The organism is Maribacter luteocoastalis, from assembly GCF_048890225.1.
Taxonomy (GTDB): domain Bacteria; phylum Bacteroidota; class Bacteroidia; order Flavobacteriales; family Flavobacteriaceae; genus Maribacter; species Maribacter luteocoastalis.
In genome coordinates this window covers 923,735-946,259 of the sequence record NZ_JBMFZG010000001.1, presented here as the reverse complement: position 1 = coordinate 946,259, position 22,525 = coordinate 923,735, and the positions used below count along the sequence as shown (strand labels likewise).

Sequence of the window (22,525 nt, the reverse complement as noted above, 5' to 3'; positions counted from 1 at the left end):
TTAATATTTTGATTTCTTCGGCCCTATTTAATTGTTTAGTGCATTGATTTGGATCCTATTTAATTCCTGTAATCGACCTTGGGCTTTAGTAATCACAGAAGTTAGTTCTTTGTTTGGTTTTTGAACAAGATCAGCGACACTTTCAAAAGATTTTTCATAATAGTCTCCCCAAGCCTTTAAAATTGATACTTGCTCCTGATATTTGCCATTATTGGATAATGCATCCGCACTTAATTTAAATTCAGCTTTTAATCTTTTGGTCGCTATTTCTTCTAAATCCTTTAGTAGTATTATGGCATTTTTCGAATCAGCATTTACTAACTCTAGCGCACTTGCTAAAGTAGCTGTCCCAACATTTTTCAATGTTTCTTGGGATACGTTTACCAATCGGTCATTATCGGTATGGTAAAATTGATCCGTAAAATGCCATAGGAGTAACCCTGGAATATTGGCATCAAGGAAGGGGGTATGGTCACTGCCGCCTTCGAAGGGATTGGTGTGTACTTCCCAATTGGCAAAAGCTCCCTGCTTTTTAAAATTCTTAATAATAAAGTCATTGAGATAGTGTGGTTTCATATCTTCAAGGGAGAGTACATCACCACCCCATTCCGAATGTTTGTCGTTTCCCCTAGTCCATATGGCACTGGGATCTGGCATTTTTTCAATGAGGAAAGTACCACCTGTTTTCTCGGTATTTTCACCAACCATGTCCAAACTAATCCCCCATTTTATACCCTTGGACCTTTCGGCATCTTCTTGAATATATCTTCTAGTAGAAATTATCTCATCCCCCCAGAGAAAAGTCAGTGTGCGGTTAAGTTCAACGGACTTATTTTTAAGGAGTTTTGCTGCCAAGGTGGCTATTTCCAGTTGTGCGCCAACACCGGTGGCATTGTCGTTAGCGCCAGGTTCTTGTATGTGGGCACTTAAAACCAATCGTTCTTTTGGGTTGGTTTTGCCCGTAATGCTTGCGACGACAGTTAGTTCTTCCGAAGGGTAAATTTTGGTTTGGATATTTACACGTACTTCTGTTTTGCCTTTATCAAGGAAGGATTTTAATTTCTCCTTGGCTTTATATGAGAGCGCAATGCCCCAAAGTTTGGTTTCCTCCCTTGGTGGTAAGCTTCTAAATTGTATAGAGGTTTGGTTCTTTTCTGGTTGGAGGTACAATGGGTTGTTGTATGTAATTATACCTAAAGCCCCCTCTTTTACCAGTTTGTTATAATACAATCCAGCGCTATTTTCCGTAAATCCTATTTTGCCTTTTAAATTGGTATTTTCATTTTGATCAAGGTCTATAACTTCAGCAGTTATTCCCTCTTCGGGGGTAGAAACGGAGTTGAGGTAGGTCATGTTTCTATTTGTCTCAGATTCTAAAAGCATCTCTTGATTACCGATTATTTGTAAGGAAGCGGAGACAGGTTCCCAAGTAGGGTGTTTCATCGGACGCTTTTCAATACGAAAGGTTAGCCTATCTCTGCTTGTAGCCTCTGTTTCTAATACATACCCTGCTTTTTCCAAATGTTCCCTTATCCAATCTACTGTTTTATTAAACCCGCTATTTCCCGCCACTCGCCAATATTGTTCTACAAAAGCGGTGGTTTCAAAGGCCAGTTCCCCTGTATATTCGGGTCTAATAATTTTAAAATAATCTTCCTGCCCTGATACGGTTTCCTGTGAGCATGCAGAAATAATTGATAAAAGGGAAACAACACCTATAGACCAGGAGAAAAGTTGGTACCAGTAAGATTTATAACTTGCTATTTTTCCCATTTCCATTCGTTACCTATGATAAGTTTTTCCTTCAGGTTATTATCAATCATAAACTGTTTGGTAGTTTCACTGTCCATTTTTGTAGCAGGGAGTATATTGGAATTTGCCAAAGCATACAACATCATGGAGCCAAAACGGGCAGTATTGGTCAGGTGGTCTTTATTTACCAAATTAAAATCATCACAATCTGAGTGATAGCAGTCGTAAACAGACTTGTCCAAATTACTTTGCACGGAAAGAATAGGAACCCCTTCCAACATAAACGGTTGGTGGTCACTATGTAACCCAGAACGGTTTGAAAATTTATTTTGGTAACTACTATCCTGTTGTTGGATGGCAGCACCCAGGTCATTAAAAAATTCATGGTTATCCAATTTACCGCTGGCATTCATTCCAATAGGGTTGCCCGACATATCCAGATTCATCATGTATTTGATATTGTCAATCGTATTGTTTTTGATGGCCTCATGAACTAAAAATTTAGAACCTAACAAACCTTGTTCCTCCCCCATGAACATTATAAATTTTATAGTTCTTTTCGGCTGAAGATTATTTGCTTTAAATGCCCTTGCAATATCCAAAACGGCAAAAGACCCAATACCATTGTCAATGGCACCTGTTGCCAAATCCCATGAATCTAAATGACCACCAACTACAATTTCTTCCCCATGTATTTCACTGCCTAGCAAAGTGGCAACTACATTTCTAGCCTTTATCATGTCACTATTGTTGGTCATTTCAATAGTAGCTGTAGATTTTCTCAACTTTAGGGACTCTTTTAAGGCCATGCCATCCTCTTTTCCAATACAAACAGCTGGTATAGGAATTAAGTCACCGGTAACGGAGGCAGTTCCTGTCAATAAAACACCATTGTCTACTTGGTTAATAATAATGATTCCTTTGGCACCATATTTTATGGCCAAGGCAGTTTTTTCGCTTCTATGTAAATTGGTTAACCCTTCTGGACTTCCTTCCAAAATGTTAATGTACACCAATGCAATTTTATCCTTAGCAGCATCTGGACTGGCTTGGTAATCTGCATCAAGGCCATTTCCCATATCTACAATTTCACCAGTAATATTGGTTGATACCGGTGAATGCCCTAAGGTTACTACTTTTAATGGTTTCCCATCTATATGCAATGCTACAGTTCCCCTAGACCATGCCTCTACCTCAAAAGTTTGATATGCCACGTCTTTAAAGCCATACTCCTTAAACTTGTTGAAAGTGTATTCTTCTGCTTTAGCACCATTTTCTGAGCCTGTAAGTCTATGGCCAATAATTTCAGTAGCTTCTTTTAAGGTTTCATAACCCTTAGCATTTGCTTTTATCTCCTTGTCTATACGAGCAAATAACTGGGCCTGGGTTTCCTCTTTTTTAGTTTCTTTACATGCAATGAACAGTAAAGAAAAGAGGAATAGAGAGTGTAGCTTATTCATTTAAAAAATTTAAAATTTTATTGTTTTTGATATCAAATATCGCATCACAAGTTACTAAAATATGAAGGGGAACAGGAAATATTAGACATCTTTTATCTCATAATTATCAGTGCTATTTTCTATTAAAACAATAGCTATTGCGTAATTTTATAGTCAAATTGAAAATTTATGAAATACGAGCAAATACCAAATTCTTTGTTTATAAAGAACCGAGAAAAATTTATGCGCCGAATGCGACCTAAAAGTATTGCGGTTTTCAATTCCAATGATATTTATCCTATAAGTGCAGATAGTGTAATGCCTTTTGAACAGCATAGGGATATTTTTTACCTAAGCGGTGCAGATCAAGAAGAGACTATTTTGTTGTTATTTCCTGATGCCAATGATAAAAAACATAGAGAAGTATTGTTTGTAAGGGAAACCAATGAACACATCGCCATATGGGAAGGTGAAAAATTAACGAAGGAAAAGGCAACAGAAGTATCGGGAGTAAAAACCATTTATTGGTTGAGTGAGTTCGACAAAGTGTTTTTTGACTTGATGACCGAGGCGGAAACCATATACTTTAATACCAACGAACATTACCGTCAGGCGGTAGAAACCCAAACCAGGGAGGATAGATTTATCTTAGATTGTAAGCAAAAGTTTCCAGCACATGCAGTAGCAAAAAGCAATCCTATTTTACAAGAGATACGGGGCATAAAGGAGACAGAGGAATTGGAGTTAATGCAAATGGCCTGTAATATTACCGAAAAGGGATTTCGGCGTCTTTTAGATTTTGTGAAGCCAGGGGTTTGGGAGTATGAGATAGAAGCAGAATTGATTCATGAATTTATTCGAAATCGCTCCAAGGGGTTTGCCTACCCTCCTATAATCGCCGCTGGTAATAATGCCAACGTATTACACTATTTGGAGAATAATAAGGAATGTAAATCTGGAGACTTAATTTTGATGGATGTAGCAGCGGAGTATGCAAATTATTCAAGTGATCTTACCAGGACTATCCCGGTAAGTGGCACATTTACCCAAAGGCAAAAGGATGTTTACAACGCAGTTTTAAGGGTAAAGAACGAAGCTACAAAAATGCTGGTTCCTGGAACACTTTGGGCTGAATACCATAAGGAATGTGGTAAAATAATGACCTCTGAATTACTCGGTTTAGGGTTATTGGTCAAAGCCGATATACAAAATGAAAAACCAGAATGGCCCGCCTATAAAAAATACTTTATGCATGGTACCAGTCACCATATTGGTTTAAATACCCACGATTATGGAGCGCTTAAAACACCTATGCAGGCAAATATGGTTTTTACTGTTGAGCCAGGAATTTATATCCCAGATGAGAAAATGGGTATTCGTTTGGAGGATAATGTTGTGATACAAGAAAAAGGGGAGCCTTTTAATTTAATGAAAAACATTCCTATAGAAGTTGAGGAGATAGAAGAATTAATGAAAAAGTAAGGTTTCTAATTTATTTGCATATAGCCCTTTAAGTATGAATATAGTAATTGTCATACAGGATGTTTCCAAAATTGAGAAGAAAATTGAGGAAGCCCCTGATAGTGCCTATGAAATTGGGGTTGCCATAGGCACCTATCTGCCATTTATTGTTTTGATATTGGTAGCTTACGCTTTTTATTATTATTCCAAAAAGCGGAGGGAACAATCTTAATTCATATCCTATTTGAGGTTTGGTTTTAAGGAAAACAGGTTAACGGTTATAAATACCATAAACGCAGGCAATACCCAGCCCAAGCCATCATTGATTAAGGGTAACCAAGAAAATAGTTCACGTATGCCGTCAAATCCCATATACATAGGCTCTAGCCCATAATGAACAAAATCTGGCAAACTAAATAAAATAGTTGTCCCTACCACCCATTTAAAAACCTTAGGACTAGCATAGGTGTTGGGTAAAACATTTAAAAAGATAAGGATAATAGTAACCGGGTAAATTAACGCCAATACAGGAATTGCTACCACTATAATATAACCCACATTAAATTGACCTATAATCACACCAAGGAGTGACCCAACAATTGCAGTAATCAGATAGGCATTTTTAAAGTTTGGGAAACGAGATGCAATAAAATCGGCAGTACCTGTTATAATACCTATCGCTGTGGTAAAACAAGCTAAACTAACCAATATACTAAGTAAAAGATTGCCATAGTTGCCCAAAGCCAAAGAGGACATAGCAGTAAGTAATTCCGTTCTGGAAATATCATGTTCAAAAGAATTGTGAACCAACGCCCCTGATAAAATAAGGTCCATATATATCAGAAACAAGCCTATACCGGCTAAAATACCGGCTTGCGATATCAAGCGTTTTTTATTTTCAAAACTTTCTGTTTTATGCTTTAAGTTTATAGATATGATGATGACCCCTCCAACCACTACGGCACCAATAGCATCAAAAGTTTGATATCCTTCTAAAATTCCGGTGGTGAAGGGATTTTTAAATTGCGATATTGGAAAACTATAGTCAAAACCAAAGGTGATAATGCCTATCAATAATAGTAAAATAAGTATAATCCCTGGCGTTAAAAGCTTACCAATAAGATTGAGGAGATTAGATCTGTTTATTACAAAAACAAAGACCAATATAAAGTATAGAACACTGGTAACCCAAGCAGGAGAATCAAAAAATGGAGCTATGGCCATTTCATGAGTAACCGATGCTGTCCTAGGTGATGGCAAACTAATAGCAATACCATAGATAATAAATGAATATAGTAAACTAAAGGCAGGTGAAACCTTTTTTCCGAAATCAAAAATGGTTCCTTGTAATTTTGCATGGGCAAGAATACCTAGGATAGGAATCACAATTGCTGAAACACAAAACCCTATGGTGATAAGCCACCATAATCCGCCAGATTTAAATCCTAATTGTGGGGGTAAGATTAAATTTCCCGCTCCAAAAAAAAGTGAAAATAATGCAAAAGCCGTAACAAGGGTTTCCTTGGTTTTGTTCATAGAGAGAAATTACTCAGAAAGATAAAATAAAATACGTAATTGAGCAGGTGCAATTAACAAGACCGATCAAAATGAATTGTTGACCACATTTTTTGGACACGTCACAACAAATTATAGTTCAAGTGATTAAAAACTTTTAACTTGACAATAATTAATGAGAAAACCCCGTTATTTTCATTAGTTCATCAATAAGCCATATTAATTACGCATTTTTTCGATCCCCAAATCGTACCAATGCAGCCTGAAAAACCTATTTATCATGAAGAAAATATTATGCAATATTTTTGGCCATCATTATTCAGTTTCCAAAAAAGTGACCTCACATATTAAGGAGTACAAATGCATACACTGTAACAAACAAGTAACTACAGATGTTAGTGGAAACCTGTCTAATCTTACTCCTGAGCTCCAAGATATCAATAAGACCTTGGAGCGTATTTATCAAAGCAGGCACAATACACATCAAGTAGCATAGAGATTGCCTCAAATCAGACTATGATATAATTCCGATTAAAATATCGGAACCATAAGAGTATTCCTGGAAATTTAGTAAGCACCTTTATTCTTACCTGTCGTATGCCCCACAACGGATAAGTAAGGACAGCCCTTTATTTTCAGGATTTTTTTATTCTGCTCGGAAAGAATTCCAACCTTGGGCCGTTATGGGAATTTGAGTTTCGCCACGGGTAATCAAATTAGCACCAGAAGTAGCTTCCGTCATATGTCCAATTACCGTTAAATTTGGATTTCCCTTAATTTTTGGAAAATCGGCTTGATCTATTGTAAATAGTAACTCATAATCTTCGCCGCCACTTAAAGCGATCATAGTGCCGTCTACCTTAAATTCCTCACAACTTGATATTACGGTTGGGTCCAATGGAATCTTATCTTCAAAAAGATTACAACCCACATTGCTGTTTTTACATAAGTGTAAAATCTCAGAGGAGAGTCCGTCACTTATATCTATCATTGCAGTAGGTTTTACCTTTAAACTATGAAGTAGTTCAACAATGTCTTTTCTTGCTTCAGGTTTTAATTGTCTTTCAACAATGTATGAATAAGGTTCTAAATCTGGTTGGTTATTTGGATTAACCTTAAAAACCTCTTTTTCACGTTCTAAAACCTGTAAACCCATATAAGCACCTCCTAAATCACCCGATACCACCAATAGATCATTTGGTTTTGCACCAGAGCGATAAACCAGCTCATTTTCATCTGCTTCACCAAGTGCTGCAATACTGATCATCATTCCTGTTTTTGAAGAGGTAGTGTCACCCCCAACTAAATCTACACCATATGTTTTACATGCTAGGGCCACACCGGCATAGAGTTCTTCCAGAGCTTCTAATGGAAACCTGTTAGATACCGCAATGGATATGGTTATCTGTGTTGCCTTGGCATTCATGGCATACACATCGGAAAGGTTAACCATAACCGATTTATAGCCCAAATGCTTTAGGGGCATATAACTTAAATCAAAATGCACCCCTTCTATTAATAAATCTGTGGTGAGCACCGTTTTTTTGTACTTAAAATCTAAAACCGCAGCATCATCTCCAATCCCTTTTATAGTAGACTTTTGCGTTATGGCAAAGTCTTTGGTCAAGTGTGAAATCAATCCAAATTCACCTAATTTTTCTAGTGAAGTAGCTTCTTTGTTCTTGTCTTCTAACATAATGCAAAAGTAATGAGGATATTTTATACTATATGTCTAATTTTAGGTATAATTATTGATGTATTAAGGCTATGAAACAAACCATTCTTCTCTTTGCTGCCATTTTTGTTGCCTCTTGTTCTAAAAACGACACTAGCATTCCAGAGACGGATGATTTGGGAAATATGGATGCCGATATAGAAATCACATCTTTTGTACCCTGTGAAAATGGAATGGCGGGTGAATATCCGTGTAATGGATTCGATTTATTGGGTCACATTCCCCTGGCAGCCTTTCAGTCACAGGCAGGTAATGATTGTTGGGGGTGGACAGATACTACAACCGGCAAGGAGTACGCTTTAATGGGTCTTGATGATGGTACAGCTTTTATTGATATTTCAGACACAGAAAACCTTATATATTTAGGTAAATTGCCAACGGCTACAAGTTCCAGTATTTGGAGGGATATTAAAGTGTATAATAATTATGCCTATATCGTTTCCGAGGCAGATAATCATGGCATTCAGGTTTTTGACTTAACAAAATTGAGGCAGACAGATGGAACCGTTAAAACATTTTCATCTGATGGGCGGTATACGGGGATTGGAAATGCACATAATATTGTGATCAATGAAAACACTGGTTTTGCTTACCCTGTGGGTACCGCACGTAACGATGCTTATAACGGTGGTGTTCATTTTTTGGACTTACAGAATCCGGCTTCACCGGTCTCAGCCGGAGGGTGGGGAGAAAATGGCTATACGCATGATGCCCAGGTTGTCACCTATCATGGTCCTGATGTAAGTTATGTTGGGGCTGAGATTTTTATTGGTGCCAACGAAAATCAGGTAGTTGTTATAGATATTTCCAATAAAACGTCTCCAGTGGAACTGGCAACATTACCTTATCCTAGCATTGGTTATACACACCAAGGTTGGTTCACGGAGGACCATAGATTCTATATTTTGGGGGACGAGCTAGACGAGATAAATTCTGGATTTAGGTCCAGAACGTTGATATTTGATATGACCGATTTAGAAAATCCTGTCTTACATGACACCTACCTTGGTCCAACTAGCGCTATTGATCATAACGGTTATGTTGTTGGGGATGATTTTTATTTGGCTAATTACACTGCAGGTGTACGTATGTTGGATCTTTCTCAAATGGAATCAAAATCAATAGTAGAATCGGGTTATTTTGACACTTTCCCAGCAACTGACAATACACAGTTTGATGGCGTTTGGAGTGTTTATCCATTTTTTGAAAGTGGAAAAATTCTTGTGAGTGACATTAACAGAGGGTTTTTTGTAATTAGAAAATCTGAATAAAACCATGCGTCATCTACACCTTTTAATGGTTATACTCCTCATTTCGGCTTGTGCCAAAGACGAGGTTGTGGATTCTGGTTTAAATCCTAAAAATAATTTTAAGGGTGAGGTTGAGTGGATTAAGTCCTATGGCGGAAGTGGCGAAGATACTGGCCAGGCTATTGTCCAAACCACCGATGGAGGCTATGCTATTTTAGGGTTTTCCAATAGTACAGATGGTGATTTACAGCATAAGACTGCCGAAGTAAATGATTATTGGCTATTGAAGTTAGATGCCGATGGAAATTTAGAGTGGACAAAAACCTATGGAGGTAGTAAGGACGATAGAGGTCAAAGTCTGGTTCAAACCTTTGATGGGGGCTATGCCCTTACGGGGTATGCAATGAGTGATGATGGAGACGGTTCCTTGAACAATGGTTTTCATGATAACTGGATATTAAAATTGGATGCCTCAGGCACCATAGAATGGGAGAAGAGCTTCGGTTTTTCAGGCCATGACCATTCCTATGACATCTTACAAACCCAGGACAATGGTTTCTTTTTTACTGGTTTTTTAGATTTAACTTCGGCTAGGGCAGATGGAAACACAGAAAAGGCAAATACCTTAACGAGCCACGGTGTTGGGGAGTTTTGGGGTACCAAAATTACCGCGTTTGGTGAGATTCAATGGCGTGGCTATTTCGGCGGAACTAATAACGACAGGGCACATGCGGCCGTTTTAACCAAAAGCAATGGCTTTGTTATGGCGGGTTTTTCAGAAAGCGATGATTATGACATAAGCAATACACAAGGTGGCTATGATTTTTGGTTGGTTAAAGTAGATGAAAAAGGAAATTTATTATGGGAAAGATCTTTTGGAGGTTCCGGAATAGAAATATCCTATGACATTGCCAACACTATAGACGATGGTTATATAGTTGCTGGAAATACATTTAGCACAGATGGGGATATTTCTGAAAACAAAGGGGAATCGGATATTTGGCTTATTAAGGTTGATGATGTTGGTAATTTGGTTTGGGAACATACCTATGGTGGCACTGGGTTTGATGCCGCACAATCGGTTATTGCAAGCAAAGATGGGGGATATTTCGTTGTTGGTAACTCAAAGAGTACAGATATTGATGTAGAGGTAAACAAAGGCGAGAATGATATTTGGATACTTAAAACAGACGCTAATGGTAAACTTATTTGGCAAGAATCTATAGGTGGTGTGGATCTGGATTATGGTTTTGATATCCTAGAAAACACAGACGGAAGTATCTTGGTGGTAGGGGAAACCTTGAGTGCCGATTTCCAAACCTTAACCAATATGGGAAAGACAGATCTTGTCCTTATAAAAGTGAAGTAGCCTCCACAACTTCAAGCAATAGAAAACACCTATAGTTTAATACGTTATAATAATGTTAGGTTTTGTGGTAAAAACCTACTTATGGCGTATATTTGTAAACTATTTAGACCAAATCCATTTAAGAAATGATTCAAGTATCGGAAACGGCAAAAAAGAAGGTGATTAACCTAATGACAGAGGAAGGTTTTGATGTTACACAGGATTATGTTCGTGTAGGTGTTAAGAGCGGTGGTTGCAGTGGTTTGTCATATGAATTAAATTTTGACAATAAAATAAATGAAAGCGACAAAGTTTTTGAGGATAACGATGTGCGCATTATTGTAGATAAAAAAAGTTTTCTCTATCTGGTAGGAACAGTTTTGGAATACTCAGGTGGACTCAACGGAAAAGGTTTCGTTTTTAACAACCCAAATGCACAACGTACTTGCGGTTGTGGGGAAAGTTTTTCGTTATAATAAAGAACTATGGCATATACTGAAGAGGAATTAAAAAAAGAGCTGGAAACCAAGGAGTATGAGTATGGTTTCTACACAGATATAGATTCAGATACCTTTCCTAATGGATTGAACGAGGAAATTGTTGTGGCAATTTCCAAAAAGAAGGAAGAACCAGAATGGATGACGCAATGGCGCCTTGAGGCATTTAAGGTTTGGAAACAGATGGAAGAGCCAGAGTGGGCGAATGTACACTACAAAAAACCAGATTTTCAAGGGATATCTTACTATTCTGCCCCTAATAGCAAACCAAAATATAATAGTTTGGACGAGGTAGACCCAGAGCTGTTGGATACCTTTAAAAAACTAGGCATTTCCTTGGATGAACAAAAGAAATTAGCCGGGGTTGCAGTGGATATTGTTATGGATTCTGTTTCTGTTGCCACTACTTTTAAAAAGACCTTGGCGGAAAAGGGAATAATTTTCTGTTCTATTTCAGAAGCCATAAAAGAGCATTCAGAATTAGTAAAAAAATACATTGGTTCTGTTGTGCCCCAAAAGGATAATTTTTATGCAGCCTTGAATTCCGCTGTGTTTTCAGATGGTAGTTTCTGTTATATCCCTAAAGGCGTTCGCTGCCCAATGGAACTATCTACCTATTTTAGAATTAACCAAGCAGGTACGGGTCAGTTTGAGCGTACATTGGTAATCGCAGATGAAGGTAGTTACGTTAGTTACTTGGAAGGTTGTACGGCACCATCTAGGGATGAGAACCAATTACACGCCGCTGTGGTGGAATTGATTGCCTTGGATGATGCGGAAATTAAATATTCTACCGTTCAAAATTGGTTCCCTGGTGATAAAGAGGGTAAAGGCGGGGTTTTCAATTTTGTGACCAAAAGAGGACTTTGTGAAAAGAACGCAAAAATATCTTGGACGCAGGTAGAAACAGGTTCAGCGGTTACTTGGAAATATCCTTCTTGCATCTTAAAAGGTGATAATTCTATTGGTGAGTTCTATTCCATTGCCGTGACCAATAATTATCAGCAAGCGGATACGGGAACAAAAATGGTTCACTTAGGTAAGAATACGAAGAGCACTATCATCTCAAAAGGAATTTCAGCAGGTAAATCACAGAATAGTTATAGGGGATTGGTACAGGTGAACAGTCGAGCAGAAAATGCAAGAAACTTTTCACAGTGCGATTCATTGTTAATGGGCAATGAGTGCGGCGCACATACTTTTCCGTACATAGAGGTTAAAAACAAAACCGCCCAAATAGAGCATGAAGCAACTACCAGTAAAATTGGTGAGGACCAAATTTTCTATTGTAACCAAAGGGGTATAGATACTGAAAAGGCCATTGCGCTGATTGTAAATGGTTTTAGTAAGGAAGTGCTGAACAAACTACCCATGGAATTTGCCGTTGAGGCACAAAAACTATTAGAAATTAGCTTGGAGGGATCTGTAGGATAGTTTTGGTTACGCTCAGCTATCATTACTTTTTGGTGATTGAGCGGAGTCGAAATCACCTTATAAAAAGAGTAGCAAAAACAAAGATTAAGAAATGAAAAAAATACTTTATGTTTTCTTGGTATTGGGAATATTTGCCTGCAAGGAAACCAAAAAAGAACAACCCGATGCAACTGTTGCTACAGAAGTGATAGAAAAGCCTGAAATAAAGCTTTATACTTTTAGTGGTGGTACGGTAATGGTAAATCAACTAGAACTGTTTTCACAAGACACTACATATCAAGGGCAGACCAAAGAATTTGCAGATCCATTTTATGTAATTAGCCATCCAAAGGGAAATTTAATGTGGGATGCGGGTTTACCAGAAATGTTGGTTGGCCAACCAGCCTATACCGATCCAAGTGGTGCTTTCACGGTTTCTAGACAAGATTCAGTGGTAAATCAATTAGAGAAGATAGGAATGACGCTTGCCGATATTCAGTATTTGGGTCTTTCCCATACCCATTTTGATCATAGTGGACATGCAAATGCACTTAAAAATGCAACATGGTTGGTACAAGAAGTAGAATATGACTTTGTAACAAGTGAGGAGACACAAAAGAATCAGGCAGACATTTATGGTGCAATTAAAGAACTTTCGAATGTCAAAAAACTTAAAGGCGATTTTGATGTTTTTGGTGATGGCACCGTCGTTATCAAAGCTATGCCTGGTCACACACCTGGTCACCAAGTGCTATATTTAAATTTACCGGAAACCGGACCTGTGTTATTATCTGGCGATTTATATCATCTATATGAAAATAGAGAACATAAAAGAGTGCCTATTTTTAATTTTGATGTAGCGCAAACCTTAAGTAGTATGGAGCAGTTTGAAGCTTTTGCCAAAGAAAAGAATGCTACGGTTTATTTACAGCACCAAAAAGAAGATTTTAATAAAATGCCTAAGGCACCAGAATATTTAAAGTAACATATTATGTTGAAAATTACAGATCTACACGCTAGAGTAGAGGACAAGGAGATATTAAAAGGGATTAACCTAGAAGTGAAAGCAGGAGAGGTACACGCTATTATGGGACCTAACGGTTCTGGGAAGAGCACATTGGCTTCTGTTATTGCTGGGAAAGAAGAGTTTGAGGTTACACAAGGTTCAGTGACTTTAAATGGTGAGGACTTAGAGGATGTTGCTCCAGAGGAAAGAGCCCATAAGGGAGTATTCCTTTCTTTTCAGTACCCAGTGGAAATACCTGGGGTATCCGTAACTAATTTCATGAAAACGGCAATAAATGAATCAAGAAAGGCAAAAGGATTAGAGGATATGCCGGCCAATGAAATGTTGAAACTGATACGTGAAAAGTCTGAATTATTGGAAATTGACCGTAAGTTTTTGTCTCGTTCGTTAAACGAAGGATTCTCTGGTGGTGAGAAAAAACGTAATGAAATATTTCAAATGGCCATGTTGGAGCCTAAAGTGGCCATCTTGGATGAGACCGATTCAGGACTGGATATTGATGCTTTAAGAATTGTTGCCAATGGTGTAAACAAACTTAAAAGTAAGGATAATGCGGTTATCGTAATAACACACTATCAACGCTTGTTGGACTATATAGTGCCGGACTTTGTTCATGTACTTCACAATGGTAAAATTGTAAAGTCTGGTGGCAAGGAATTGGCAATGGAGCTTGAAGAAAAAGGATATGATTGGTTAAAACAAGAGGCTGCTGTTTAAATAGTACAAAGTAGGCGGTGCTAAGCATATCTTTTTTACTGGATAATTTAGTGCTATCGACTTATAAATTTGTACTTAATACTGAATAAAATGGATTTAAAAGATAAATTAATTTCTTCCTTTATGGCGTTTGAGAACAATGTGGATGTAGAACATCCTGTTCATGACGTACGTACGGAAGCCATAAAGAACTTTGAGGTTAAAGGCTTTCCTTCTAAAAAGGAAGAAGCTTGGAAATACACGTCGCTTAATAGTCTACAAAAAATAGATTTCAGCATTTTCCCCAAGGAAGAAAATGCGCTAGAATATAAGGAAGTTAAGCGCTATTTTATTCATGAAATAGATACCTACAAGATTGTTTTTATAGATGGCATCTATAGTTCATATTTATCTGAAACTACGCACGATGGTGTAGATATTTGCCTAATGAGCTCTGCGTTGACCAAAGAAATGTATAAGCCTGTTATAGATGTTTATTTTAATAAAATTGCATCTAAAGAGGAGTCTTTAACAACATTGAACACGGCTTTTAGCAGGGAAGGGGCATATATCTATATCCCTAAAAATAAAATGCCTAAAAAGCCTATAGAAATTTTACATTTTGCAACAGGTAATGAGGCATCCCTTATGTTACAACCACGTAATTTGGTGGTGGTAGAGGAAAATGCTGAAGTACAGATTATAGAACGTCACCAAAGCCTAACCTCCAATGAGGTTTTAACCAATTCTGTAACGGAAATCTTTGCTGCAAAAAGTGCTATAGTTGACTTTTACAAGATTCAGAATGATGCTGCTACTGCTTCATTAATAGATAATACATATATCAACCAAAAGGATAAAAGTGTGGTTAAGGTACACACGTTTTCATTTGGCGGTAAATTAACAAGGAACAATTTAAACTTCTTTCAGAATGGGGAATATATTGATTCTACCATGAAAGGGGTTACTATTTTGGGTGACAAGCAGCATGTAGACCATCATACTTTGGTGCATCATATAGAACCTAACTGTGAAAGCCATCAAGATTATAAGGGTATTTATGGTGATAGTTCCACCGGAGTTTTCAACGGTAAGATTATAGTGGATAAGATTGCCCAGAAAACCAATGCCTTTCAACAGAACAATAATATTTTGATCAGTGATAGGGCCACCATCAATACAAAACCACAATTAGAGATTTTTGCTGATGATGTTAAATGTTCGCATGGTTGTACCATTGGTCAGTTAGATGAGGATGCCTTGTTTTACCTTCAATCTAGGGGAATTCCTAAGAAAGAGGCCCAGGCCTTGTTAATGTATGCTTTTGCCAACAATGTTTTGGAAAGTGTCCGCATACCAGAGTTAAAAGCCCGTATCAATAAATTGATCGCTAAAAAATTGGGAGTTAATCTTGGGTTTGATTTGTAGGAGACAAAAACTTTCTAATTGCCATATGAAGATTTTTTCATTTAAGTCTTATGTGGTAGTTTTGCTAATTCTATTTACTGCCAATAGCATAATTGGACAAGAGAAGGTAAGTGTTGGTATTAAGTTTGGCTCAAACATTACGACTCGATTAAGAAATACGGAAGGTTCTTTCAATTATACTCCCGGTATTTCTTTTCACCTAGGGTCTTTTGTCAAAATTCCATTAAATGAGAAATTAGGGGTGCAACCGGAGATTTTATATTCCTCGAGGGCATTTTATTCTAAAATAGATATTGAGGATTTCGCTTTTATACAGCCCTCTGTAAATAGTGGTGAGTATAGAGCTCTTATAAGAGATAACTACCTCTCCATTCCAATTAGTTTAAATATTAGATTAAATCAGACATGGATTTTCCAAACAGGGCCACAATTTGGATTTTTACTGAATACAGTAACCAAGGATAAGTCGAAAGAAGAACGCCTCAATACAGAAGATGTGAATTTTGAAGGTGATTTTAAATTGGATATAGGACCCTTGGTCGGACTGATGTTTAAGCCTAATGAAAATTGGTATTTTCAGGGTAGATGTTATCTCGGATTTGGAGAATTATTGAGAAAAACAGAATTTGAGGAACGTTCGGGCATGAATGATAATTGGCAGGATTTGGTGTTTCAGTTATCAGTTGGCTATACCCTGTTTTAATCCCAATAATTTCAATTTAAGAATTTGTGTCATTATTAACGGTTTGTTAGGTCATTCTTAACAAACCGTTTATTTTTCCTACACACATTTACTTCTATTTTAGCCCGACAAACATCTAATCTAAAACTGATTCTTTATGAAAAATTTTTTACTTACCTCCACTTTAGTTATTACTGTATTTTTTGTCCAAGCTCAGGACCGTAATTGGAGTGTTGAACTCAATTATCCTTTTTCTGTCGACAATGGATACTTTAGTAATAATGATGGGGCATTTGACATAGGAATTAAGTATCGTTTTTTAAATACAAGTCTGGTTCATATAGGTTTGGACCTTAATGGTGGGTTGGTCTACGATAAAGCAGGAAGAAATAATGAGGACACTTATAAATCTAAAACTTATATTTTTCAACCTAAAGTTTTTGCAGAGTTTGATTTACCCATGGTAACAAAATTGCACCCTATGATTGGGCTAGGGTACACCATAGTAAGTAATGATATTAGTGGTACTATCTCGGGTACAGATTTGTCAGATCGAAGTGGCGCTGACGGAGGTTTTAATTTTGATGTTGGCCTTTCTTATGATATTTCAAAAAAATTCTTTGTTCAAATAAAGTATGATTTAATACTACTTCAAGTAAAAGATGAAGTGATTTTTGATCAAGAAAGAATAAATATTGATTTTAGAGAAAATATTAATAGATTGAAAATTGGTGTAGGATTTAGATTCTAAAACAATATTTACAATAGTCTTCATACCCGATATGTATTCATTATCGGGTATCTTTGTATATAAGAAGATTGACTATGTTAGATATTAATAAGATACGCGAAGATTTCCCAATTCTCAAAAGAGAGGTAAACGGTAAGCCATTAGTGTATTTGGACAATGCTGCTACCTCACAGACACCAAAACAGGTTATAAATGCCATTGTAGACTATTATGAAAACTACAATGCCAATATTCATAGAGGTGTTCATACGCTCTCTCAAGAGGCAACGGATAAATACGAGCAGGCAAGACAAAAAATCCAGAAACATTTTAATGCCGCTAAACCTTATGAGTTAATATTCACATCGGGCACTACGCACGGTATTAATTTGGTGGCGAACGGTTTTTCGTCAATCCTAAAAAAAGGAGATGAAATATTGGTTTCGGCCATGGAACACCATTCCAACATTGTGCCTTGGCAAATGACATGTGAACGCACAGGTGCTGTCCTAAAGGTCATTCCCATGAATGGGGAGGGTGAGTTGATCATGGATGCCTATGATCAATTGCTGAATGATAAAACAAAATTGGTTTTTTGTAACCATGTTTCAAACGCACTTGGAACCGTTAACCCAATTAAGGAAATTATAGATAAGGCACACCATGTTGGCGCTGCAGTACTTATTGATGGGGCACAAGCTGCTCCCCATATAGTTGCGGATGTACAAAAGTTAGATGTTGATTTTTATACCGTATCTGCCCATAAAATGTGTGGGCCAACTGGGGTAGGTGTTTTATATGGCAAAGAAGAATGGCTAAAAAAATTACCACCATACCAAGGGGGAGGAGAAATGATTGCTGAGGTTACCTTTGAGAAGACCACCTATGCGGATTTACCCCATAAATTTGAGGCAGGTACTCCCAATATTTGCGGCGGTATTGCTTTTGGTGCTGCGTTGGATTATATGCATGCCATAGGTTTTGAAAACATAGCCGCCTATGAACATGAACTTTTGGAATATGCCACACAAGAGCTCTTAAATATAGATGGACTTAAAATTTATGGTACGGCCGAACAAAAGACTTCCGTAATCTCTTTTAATATTGACGGTCTTCACCCATACGATATTGGCAGTATACTTGATAAATTGGGAATTGCCGTACGTACAGGACACCATTGTGCCCAACCCATCATGGATTTTTATAAAATACCTGGTACCGTACGCGCTAGTTTCTCATTTTATAACACTATGGATGAAGTGGATGTATTGGTAGCGAGCATCCGAAAAGCGGCTTCTATGTTGATTTAGAGGGTGAGGTCTCACTTTTGCATGTAATTGTTAATAACTTTTTAACACAGTTTTACCTACAAAATACGCGCCTTATGGGCGAAAAGCATTACATTTTCCCTATGTAATTTAATTATTTTTATAACATTTCATTAACTCAATGTTAAGATTTTATATTTTAGGGCAAACTAATTTATAATCATTAACTATTTATGAAAAAAGTAATTTTAAGTGCAGTAGTATTGGGTACATTGTTTTTCTCGTGCGAAAATGATTCCCTTAATTCAGACAATAAGCTAGAAGAGCTACAAGAAGTTCAAGTTGATATGAGCGATTTTTCGCTATATGTAGACCAGGACGATGTAACGGGGAAGTCCGAAAATAGCTTTGAAAAATGTGTTTCTATGAAGAATTTGGAATACAGATTAGCCAAAAACAGTGACTTAGCAAAAAAAATGTACGATATTGAGTACAACACACGTAAAGCAATAGCTTTAAAGGCAAATAGCAACAAAGGCAAGCCAGGAGGTGGTGGAGGCGGTGGAACCCCATCTATATATGAAGGTGCTATTACCATTCCCGTGGTTATTAATATTATTGAGCAGTTCCCAGGCCAAGTGACACAATCACAAATCAATTCACAAATCAGAATTTTAAATGAGGACTTTCAGAATACCAATACTAATACGAGTAACGTTCCTTCAGAATTTGCAGGTCTAGTAGCGGATGTTAATGTAACTTTTATTTTAGGACCTGTTAATAGGGTGGTTAATACAAAGGCATCTTGGGGAACCAATGATGCCATGAAAATACCTTCTCAAGGCGGTATTGCTCCAACGGATCCTACGACTAACTTAAACCTTTGGGTTTGTGAAATTGGAGGCGGTATTCTTGGTTATGCCCAATTCCCTGGCGGATCTGATGCAACCGATGGTGTAGTAATCGGTACCGATTTCTTTGGTGAAACCGTGGCTGGTGGCATTTATGGAAAAGGTCGTACGGCAACCCATGAAGTAGGACACTGGCTAAACCTACGCCATATTTGGGGAGACGGAAGGTGTAATAGAGATGACTTTGTATCTGATACACCAATATCTGATGGTCCAAACTATAATTGTCCAGCGTATCCTACGGTTAATTGTAGAACTACGGATATGACAATGAACTATATGGATTATGTACAGGACGATTGTATGTATATGTTCACTGTGGGACAAAATGATCGTATGAGGGCACTTTTTGTTGCTGGCGGACCAAAAGAAGGTTTTGTAAACTAAGGGTCTTCTTAAGATTTTAATAAAAGGACATCATTTTAGATGTCCTTTTTGTATAATTACTAGAAAGGAATCACTATGAAATATGTATTGTTTTCTGCGATTTTAATGATCTTACATAATTGTACAGGTCAAACCAAAGGCACTAAAAATGAACTTCAATTTGTTTCCTATACCGCAACCACAAGGGGGTCTAGTTTTAATTGTAAAATAAGTGCTGATAGTATTAAAGTCAATGTCTTAGGAACTAAGAACAAAAGTAGTACCATTGCCACCAAAGAAGGCGATTGGAGAATTTTATCAGAATTGGTAAATCAGTTAAGTTTGGATTCTATCAAAAGTTTAAAATCTCCTACAGATAACCGGCATACCGATAGAGCTAGAATAGCAGAGATTGAAATTAAAAAAGACGATAAATTATATCTATCCAATAGTTTTGATGAAGGCAGTCCGCCAAAAGAATTAAAACCACTGGTAGATAAAATATCGTTGCTGTCACAAACAGTTGAATAGCATAGAGACTTATCGTATTTTTGTTTAAAATTTGGAAATGGGCATTAAAGAAATACAAGAGGAAATTGTTGAGGAGTTTTCCATGTTCGATGATTGGATGCAACGGTATGAGTACATGATAGAATTGGGAAAATCCCTTCCTTTGATCAATGACGAGTATAAGACCGATGACAATATTATTAAAGGATGCCAAAGTAAGGTATGGGTACATGCGGAACTTAAAGACGATAAATTGGTTTTTACCGCAGATAGTGATGCAATTATCACTAAAGGCATTATTGCCATTTTGATTCGAGTATTTAGCAATCAAAAACCACAGGACATTATAGATGCAGATACCGATTTTATAGATGAAATAGGTCTTAAGGAGCATTTATCCCCAACAAGGGCAAATGGTTTGGTAAGCATGATAAAACAATTAAAATTATATGCAATTGCCTACCAGACACAATTAAAATAAAAAAGAATGAGCGAAGAAACAGAAGAAAAAGACACAAGTGAATTGGGCGAGAAAATAGTTAAAGTGCTAAAGACTATTTATGATCCGGAAATACCAGTAGATATATATGAACTGGGATTAATTTATGACGTACTTGTAAATGAGGATAACGAGGTGAAAATTTTAATGACCCTAACATCTCCTAATTGTCCTGTTGCAGAAACCTTACCGGTGGAGGTGGAGGAAAAAGTTAAGTCGCTCAATGCAATTAAGGATGCCGAAGTGGAAATAACTTTTGATCCCCCATGGACACAAGACCTTATGAGTGAAGAAGCCAAACTTGAACTTGGATTGCTTTAGTTTTCCGGATAATGGAATAACCCATAAAGGGGTATTAATGTATGTCAGAAGAAATAATAAATAAAGTAGCTCAAAGTAAGCTGATCACTCTTAATTTGGAGGAGTATTATCCACCAGGTAAAAGAGTGTTGTTAGATATCAAGGAATGGCTTTTTGAAGGTATTATTTTGCGTGAAAAGGAATTTAGAGCTTATTTGGATAATCATGAATGGGCACAATATCAAAATTCATATGTTGCCATGTCCTGTTCAACAGACGCCATAGTTCCTGGGTGGGCCTATATGCTTATAGCTACAAAATTACAGCCTTTTGCAAAAAAAACTATTGTGGGTTCATTAGAAGACTTGGAGGTTTGTTTATATCAATCCATAATAGAAAACCTGGATGTTTCCCAGTTTAATGACAAGCCGGTAATCATAAAAGGATGTAGTAATAAACCAGTGCCTGCCAACGCATATATATTGATGACCAATAAACTTCAACCCGTCGCAAAGTCAATCATGTACGGGGAGGCCTGTTCTTCCGTTCCTCTTTTCAAAAAGAAATAGTTAGAAATTTTTCCTACAGAAAAGTGACTATTTGTACATTTGGGTTTCTAACAAACTATAAATATAATAATGATGAAAAACACTTTACTACTTACAGTCATGTTCTTGGCTAGTGTCCTTGGGTTTTCACAGACCGAGGAGGAACTTAAGGCAGAGATGGGGCCAAAAAAGGATTCTATCGCTGCTATACAAGGCCGTGTAGATGCCATTAAAGCAAAAATTGATGCATTACCAGGTTGGAAAAAAGGGGCGTTTGGCACCATTGGTGCAAATTTGTCCAGTTTTAGTAACTGGTATGCACAAGGTTCACCTAACAATTCTTCTGGTAATATAGGGGTTACGGTAAACGGCTTTGCTAATTTGAACCAAGAGAAGTTCTTTTGGAGAAACTCTGGTAATATTAACCTAAGTTGGGTGAAATTTGATGACAAGGACAACCCGAATGATGACGATAGTTTTAAACAAGCCGCTGATGTTTTTACGATAACATCTTTATACGGTCGTAAACTAAGTGAAAAATTTGCTATCTCAGGTCTTGGTGAATACAGAACAACAATCTTGAACAACTTTAACGATCCTGGATATTTGGATTTGGGTGTTGGTGCTACCTGGACTCCTATTACAGATTTAGTTGTGGTTATTCACCCTTTGAACTACAATTTTGTATTTAGTAACAACGATGCTGTTTTTGAATCTTCCTTAGGTGCTAAAATAGTAGCGGATTATACAAGAAAGATTGGGGCTGTTAACTTTAAGACCAATTTATCCATGTTCCAAAGCTATAAGAGCGGGGACCTTTCTAATTACACGTGGGTCAACTCTTTTGGTTACACTTTGTGGAAAGGTATAGGTTTAGGTTTTGAATTTGGTTTAAGAAACAACAAGCAAGAGGCGTTAAACTATGCATTGAACCAAACACCTGCAACGGCTACATCTTTTGAAGATGTAGAGAACGATTTACAAACATATGTTTTGTTTGGTCTTAACTATGCTTTTTAATTTAAAAAATTGATTATAAAAAAAGCCCTCTTTTTAGAGGGCTTTTTTGGTTAAGTAGGTATCGTAAAATTTGGGATTTTACTTTTAGCTATAAGTTAAATATCGATTTGGGGTCAACACTATCACTTAA

At 37.1% G+C, this 22,525-nt stretch carries 23 protein-coding genes; 19 read left to right on the top strand and 4 right to left on the bottom strand.

Translation table 11 applies throughout. The annotated features are described in order from the left end of the window. Positions 1 to 27 precede the first annotated feature (27 nt). Both ACOCEA_RS04140 and ACOCEA_RS04135 read right to left on the bottom strand, forming a co-directional pair. Entirely contained in the window at positions 28 to 1,773 is a 1,746-nt protein-coding gene (locus ACOCEA_RS04140) for a M28 family peptidase (protein ID WP_420754933.1), read from the bottom strand. Then, positions 1,761 to 3,212, bottom strand: a complete 1,452-nt coding sequence (locus ACOCEA_RS04135; RefSeq protein WP_420754932.1) for a M20/M25/M40 family metallo-hydrolase — start codon at positions 3,210 to 3,212, stop codon at positions 1,761 to 1,763. The genes ACOCEA_RS04140 and ACOCEA_RS04135 overlap by 13 nt, the downstream gene beginning before the upstream one ends. Before the next feature lie 168 nt (positions 3,213 to 3,380). On the opposite strand from ACOCEA_RS04135, the gene ACOCEA_RS04130 reads away from it, so the two are divergent. Continuing rightward, positions 3,381 to 4,673 carry an aminopeptidase P family protein gene (locus ACOCEA_RS04130; RefSeq protein WP_420754931.1) on the top strand — a complete coding sequence of 431 codons (1,293 nt, stop codon included), beginning with the start codon at positions 3,381 to 3,383 and terminating at the stop codon, positions 4,671 to 4,673. A 34-nt stretch (positions 4,674 to 4,707) separates the two neighbouring features. Further along, positions 4,708 to 4,884 carry a hypothetical protein gene (locus tag ACOCEA_RS04125; protein WP_420754930.1) on the top strand — a complete coding sequence of 59 codons (177 nt, stop codon included), beginning with the start codon at positions 4,708 to 4,710 and terminating at the stop codon, positions 4,882 to 4,884. An 8-nt stretch (positions 4,885 to 4,892) separates the two neighbouring features. Here ACOCEA_RS04125 and brnQ read toward each other — a convergent pair whose 3' ends face one another. Beyond that, complete coding sequence (brnQ, locus tag ACOCEA_RS04120) at positions 4,893 to 6,188, bottom strand: branched-chain amino acid transport system II carrier protein (protein WP_420754929.1); 1,296 nt, start codon at positions 6,186 to 6,188, stop codon at positions 4,893 to 4,895. Positions 6,189 to 6,447: 259 nt separating this feature from the next. On the opposite strand from brnQ, the gene ACOCEA_RS04115 reads away from it, so the two are divergent. After that, positions 6,448 to 6,663 carry a hypothetical protein gene (locus ACOCEA_RS04115; RefSeq protein ID WP_420754928.1) on the top strand — a complete coding sequence of 72 codons (216 nt, stop codon included), beginning with the start codon at positions 6,448 to 6,450 and terminating at the stop codon, positions 6,661 to 6,663. A 150-nt stretch (positions 6,664 to 6,813) separates the two neighbouring features. Here ACOCEA_RS04115 and thiL read toward each other — a convergent pair whose 3' ends face one another. Next, positions 6,814 to 7,863 (bottom strand): thiamine-phosphate kinase, encoded by a 1,050-nt coding sequence (gene thiL, locus ACOCEA_RS04110; RefSeq protein ID WP_420754927.1) that lies wholly within the window; start codon positions 7,861 to 7,863, stop codon positions 6,814 to 6,816. 71 nt (positions 7,864 to 7,934) lie between these two features. Between thiL and ACOCEA_RS04105 the strand changes: the two genes are divergently transcribed. The 16 genes from ACOCEA_RS04105 to ACOCEA_RS04030 all read left to right on the top strand — a co-directional run bounded on the left by ACOCEA_RS04105 (position 7,935) and on the right by ACOCEA_RS04030 (position 22,395). Continuing rightward, complete coding sequence (locus ACOCEA_RS04105) at positions 7,935 to 9,173, top strand: choice-of-anchor B family protein (protein ID WP_420754926.1); 1,239 nt, start codon at positions 7,935 to 7,937, stop codon at positions 9,171 to 9,173. 4 nt (positions 9,174 to 9,177) lie between these two features. After that, the gene (locus tag ACOCEA_RS04100; RefSeq protein WP_420754925.1) at positions 9,178 to 10,521 is read left to right on the top strand and encodes a hypothetical protein; all 1,344 of its coding nucleotides are present in this window, start codon (positions 9,178 to 9,180) and stop codon (positions 10,519 to 10,521) included. Positions 10,522 to 10,646: 125 nt separating this feature from the next. Continuing rightward, positions 10,647 to 10,976, top strand: coding sequence for a HesB/IscA family protein (locus ACOCEA_RS04095; protein WP_420754924.1), 330 nt, complete (start codon positions 10,647 to 10,649; stop codon positions 10,974 to 10,976). A 9-nt stretch (positions 10,977 to 10,985) separates the two neighbouring features. Beyond that, positions 10,986 to 12,431 carry a Fe-S cluster assembly protein SufB gene (gene sufB, locus ACOCEA_RS04090; RefSeq protein WP_420754923.1) on the top strand — a complete coding sequence of 482 codons (1,446 nt, stop codon included), beginning with the start codon at positions 10,986 to 10,988 and terminating at the stop codon, positions 12,429 to 12,431. Between the two features lie 91 nt (positions 12,432 to 12,522). Then, complete coding sequence (locus ACOCEA_RS04085) at positions 12,523 to 13,395, top strand: N-acyl homoserine lactonase family protein (protein ID WP_420754922.1); 873 nt, start codon at positions 12,523 to 12,525, stop codon at positions 13,393 to 13,395. 6 nt (positions 13,396 to 13,401) lie between these two features. Continuing rightward, positions 13,402 to 14,154 (top strand): Fe-S cluster assembly ATPase SufC, encoded by a 753-nt coding sequence (sufC, locus tag ACOCEA_RS04080; RefSeq protein ID WP_420754921.1) that lies wholly within the window; start codon positions 13,402 to 13,404, stop codon positions 14,152 to 14,154. 90 nt (positions 14,155 to 14,244) lie between these two features. Next, positions 14,245 to 15,561 (top strand): Fe-S cluster assembly protein SufD, encoded by a 1,317-nt coding sequence (gene sufD, locus ACOCEA_RS04075; protein ID WP_420754920.1) that lies wholly within the window; start codon positions 14,245 to 14,247, stop codon positions 15,559 to 15,561. Between the two features lie 25 nt (positions 15,562 to 15,586). Then, positions 15,587 to 16,264 (top strand): porin family protein, encoded by a 678-nt coding sequence (locus ACOCEA_RS04070; protein WP_420754919.1) that lies wholly within the window; start codon positions 15,587 to 15,589, stop codon positions 16,262 to 16,264. Between the two features lie 136 nt (positions 16,265 to 16,400). Continuing rightward, positions 16,401 to 16,994, top strand: a complete 594-nt coding sequence (locus tag ACOCEA_RS04065) for an outer membrane beta-barrel protein (protein ID WP_420754918.1) — start codon at positions 16,401 to 16,403, stop codon at positions 16,992 to 16,994. Positions 16,995 to 17,068: 74 nt separating this feature from the next. Further along, positions 17,069 to 18,283 carry an aminotransferase class V-fold PLP-dependent enzyme gene (locus ACOCEA_RS04060; protein WP_420754917.1) on the top strand — a complete coding sequence of 405 codons (1,215 nt, stop codon included), beginning with the start codon at positions 17,069 to 17,071 and terminating at the stop codon, positions 18,281 to 18,283. A gap of 191 nt (positions 18,284 to 18,474) precedes the next feature. Further along, positions 18,475 to 19,539, top strand: coding sequence for a zinc metalloprotease (locus tag ACOCEA_RS04055; protein WP_420754916.1), 1,065 nt, complete (start codon positions 18,475 to 18,477; stop codon positions 19,537 to 19,539). A gap of 75 nt (positions 19,540 to 19,614) precedes the next feature. After that, the gene (locus ACOCEA_RS04050) at positions 19,615 to 20,049 is read left to right on the top strand and encodes a hypothetical protein (RefSeq protein WP_420754915.1); all 435 of its coding nucleotides are present in this window, start codon (positions 19,615 to 19,617) and stop codon (positions 20,047 to 20,049) included. 37 nt (positions 20,050 to 20,086) lie between these two features. Beyond that, positions 20,087 to 20,509 carry a SufE family protein gene (locus tag ACOCEA_RS04045; protein WP_420754914.1) on the top strand — a complete coding sequence of 141 codons (423 nt, stop codon included), beginning with the start codon at positions 20,087 to 20,089 and terminating at the stop codon, positions 20,507 to 20,509. 6 nt (positions 20,510 to 20,515) lie between these two features. After that, positions 20,516 to 20,848, top strand: coding sequence for an SUF system Fe-S cluster assembly protein (locus tag ACOCEA_RS04040; protein ID WP_420754913.1), 333 nt, complete (start codon positions 20,516 to 20,518; stop codon positions 20,846 to 20,848). A 41-nt stretch (positions 20,849 to 20,889) separates the two neighbouring features. Further along, complete coding sequence (locus tag ACOCEA_RS04035; RefSeq protein ID WP_420754912.1) at positions 20,890 to 21,396, top strand: DUF2480 family protein; 507 nt, start codon at positions 20,890 to 20,892, stop codon at positions 21,394 to 21,396. A 72-nt stretch (positions 21,397 to 21,468) separates the two neighbouring features. Then, positions 21,469 to 22,395: a DUF3078 domain-containing protein gene (locus ACOCEA_RS04030; RefSeq protein WP_420755034.1), complete on the top strand. Its 927-nt coding sequence runs from the start codon at positions 21,469 to 21,471 to the stop codon at positions 22,393 to 22,395. Positions 22,396 to 22,525 lie beyond the last annotated feature (130 nt).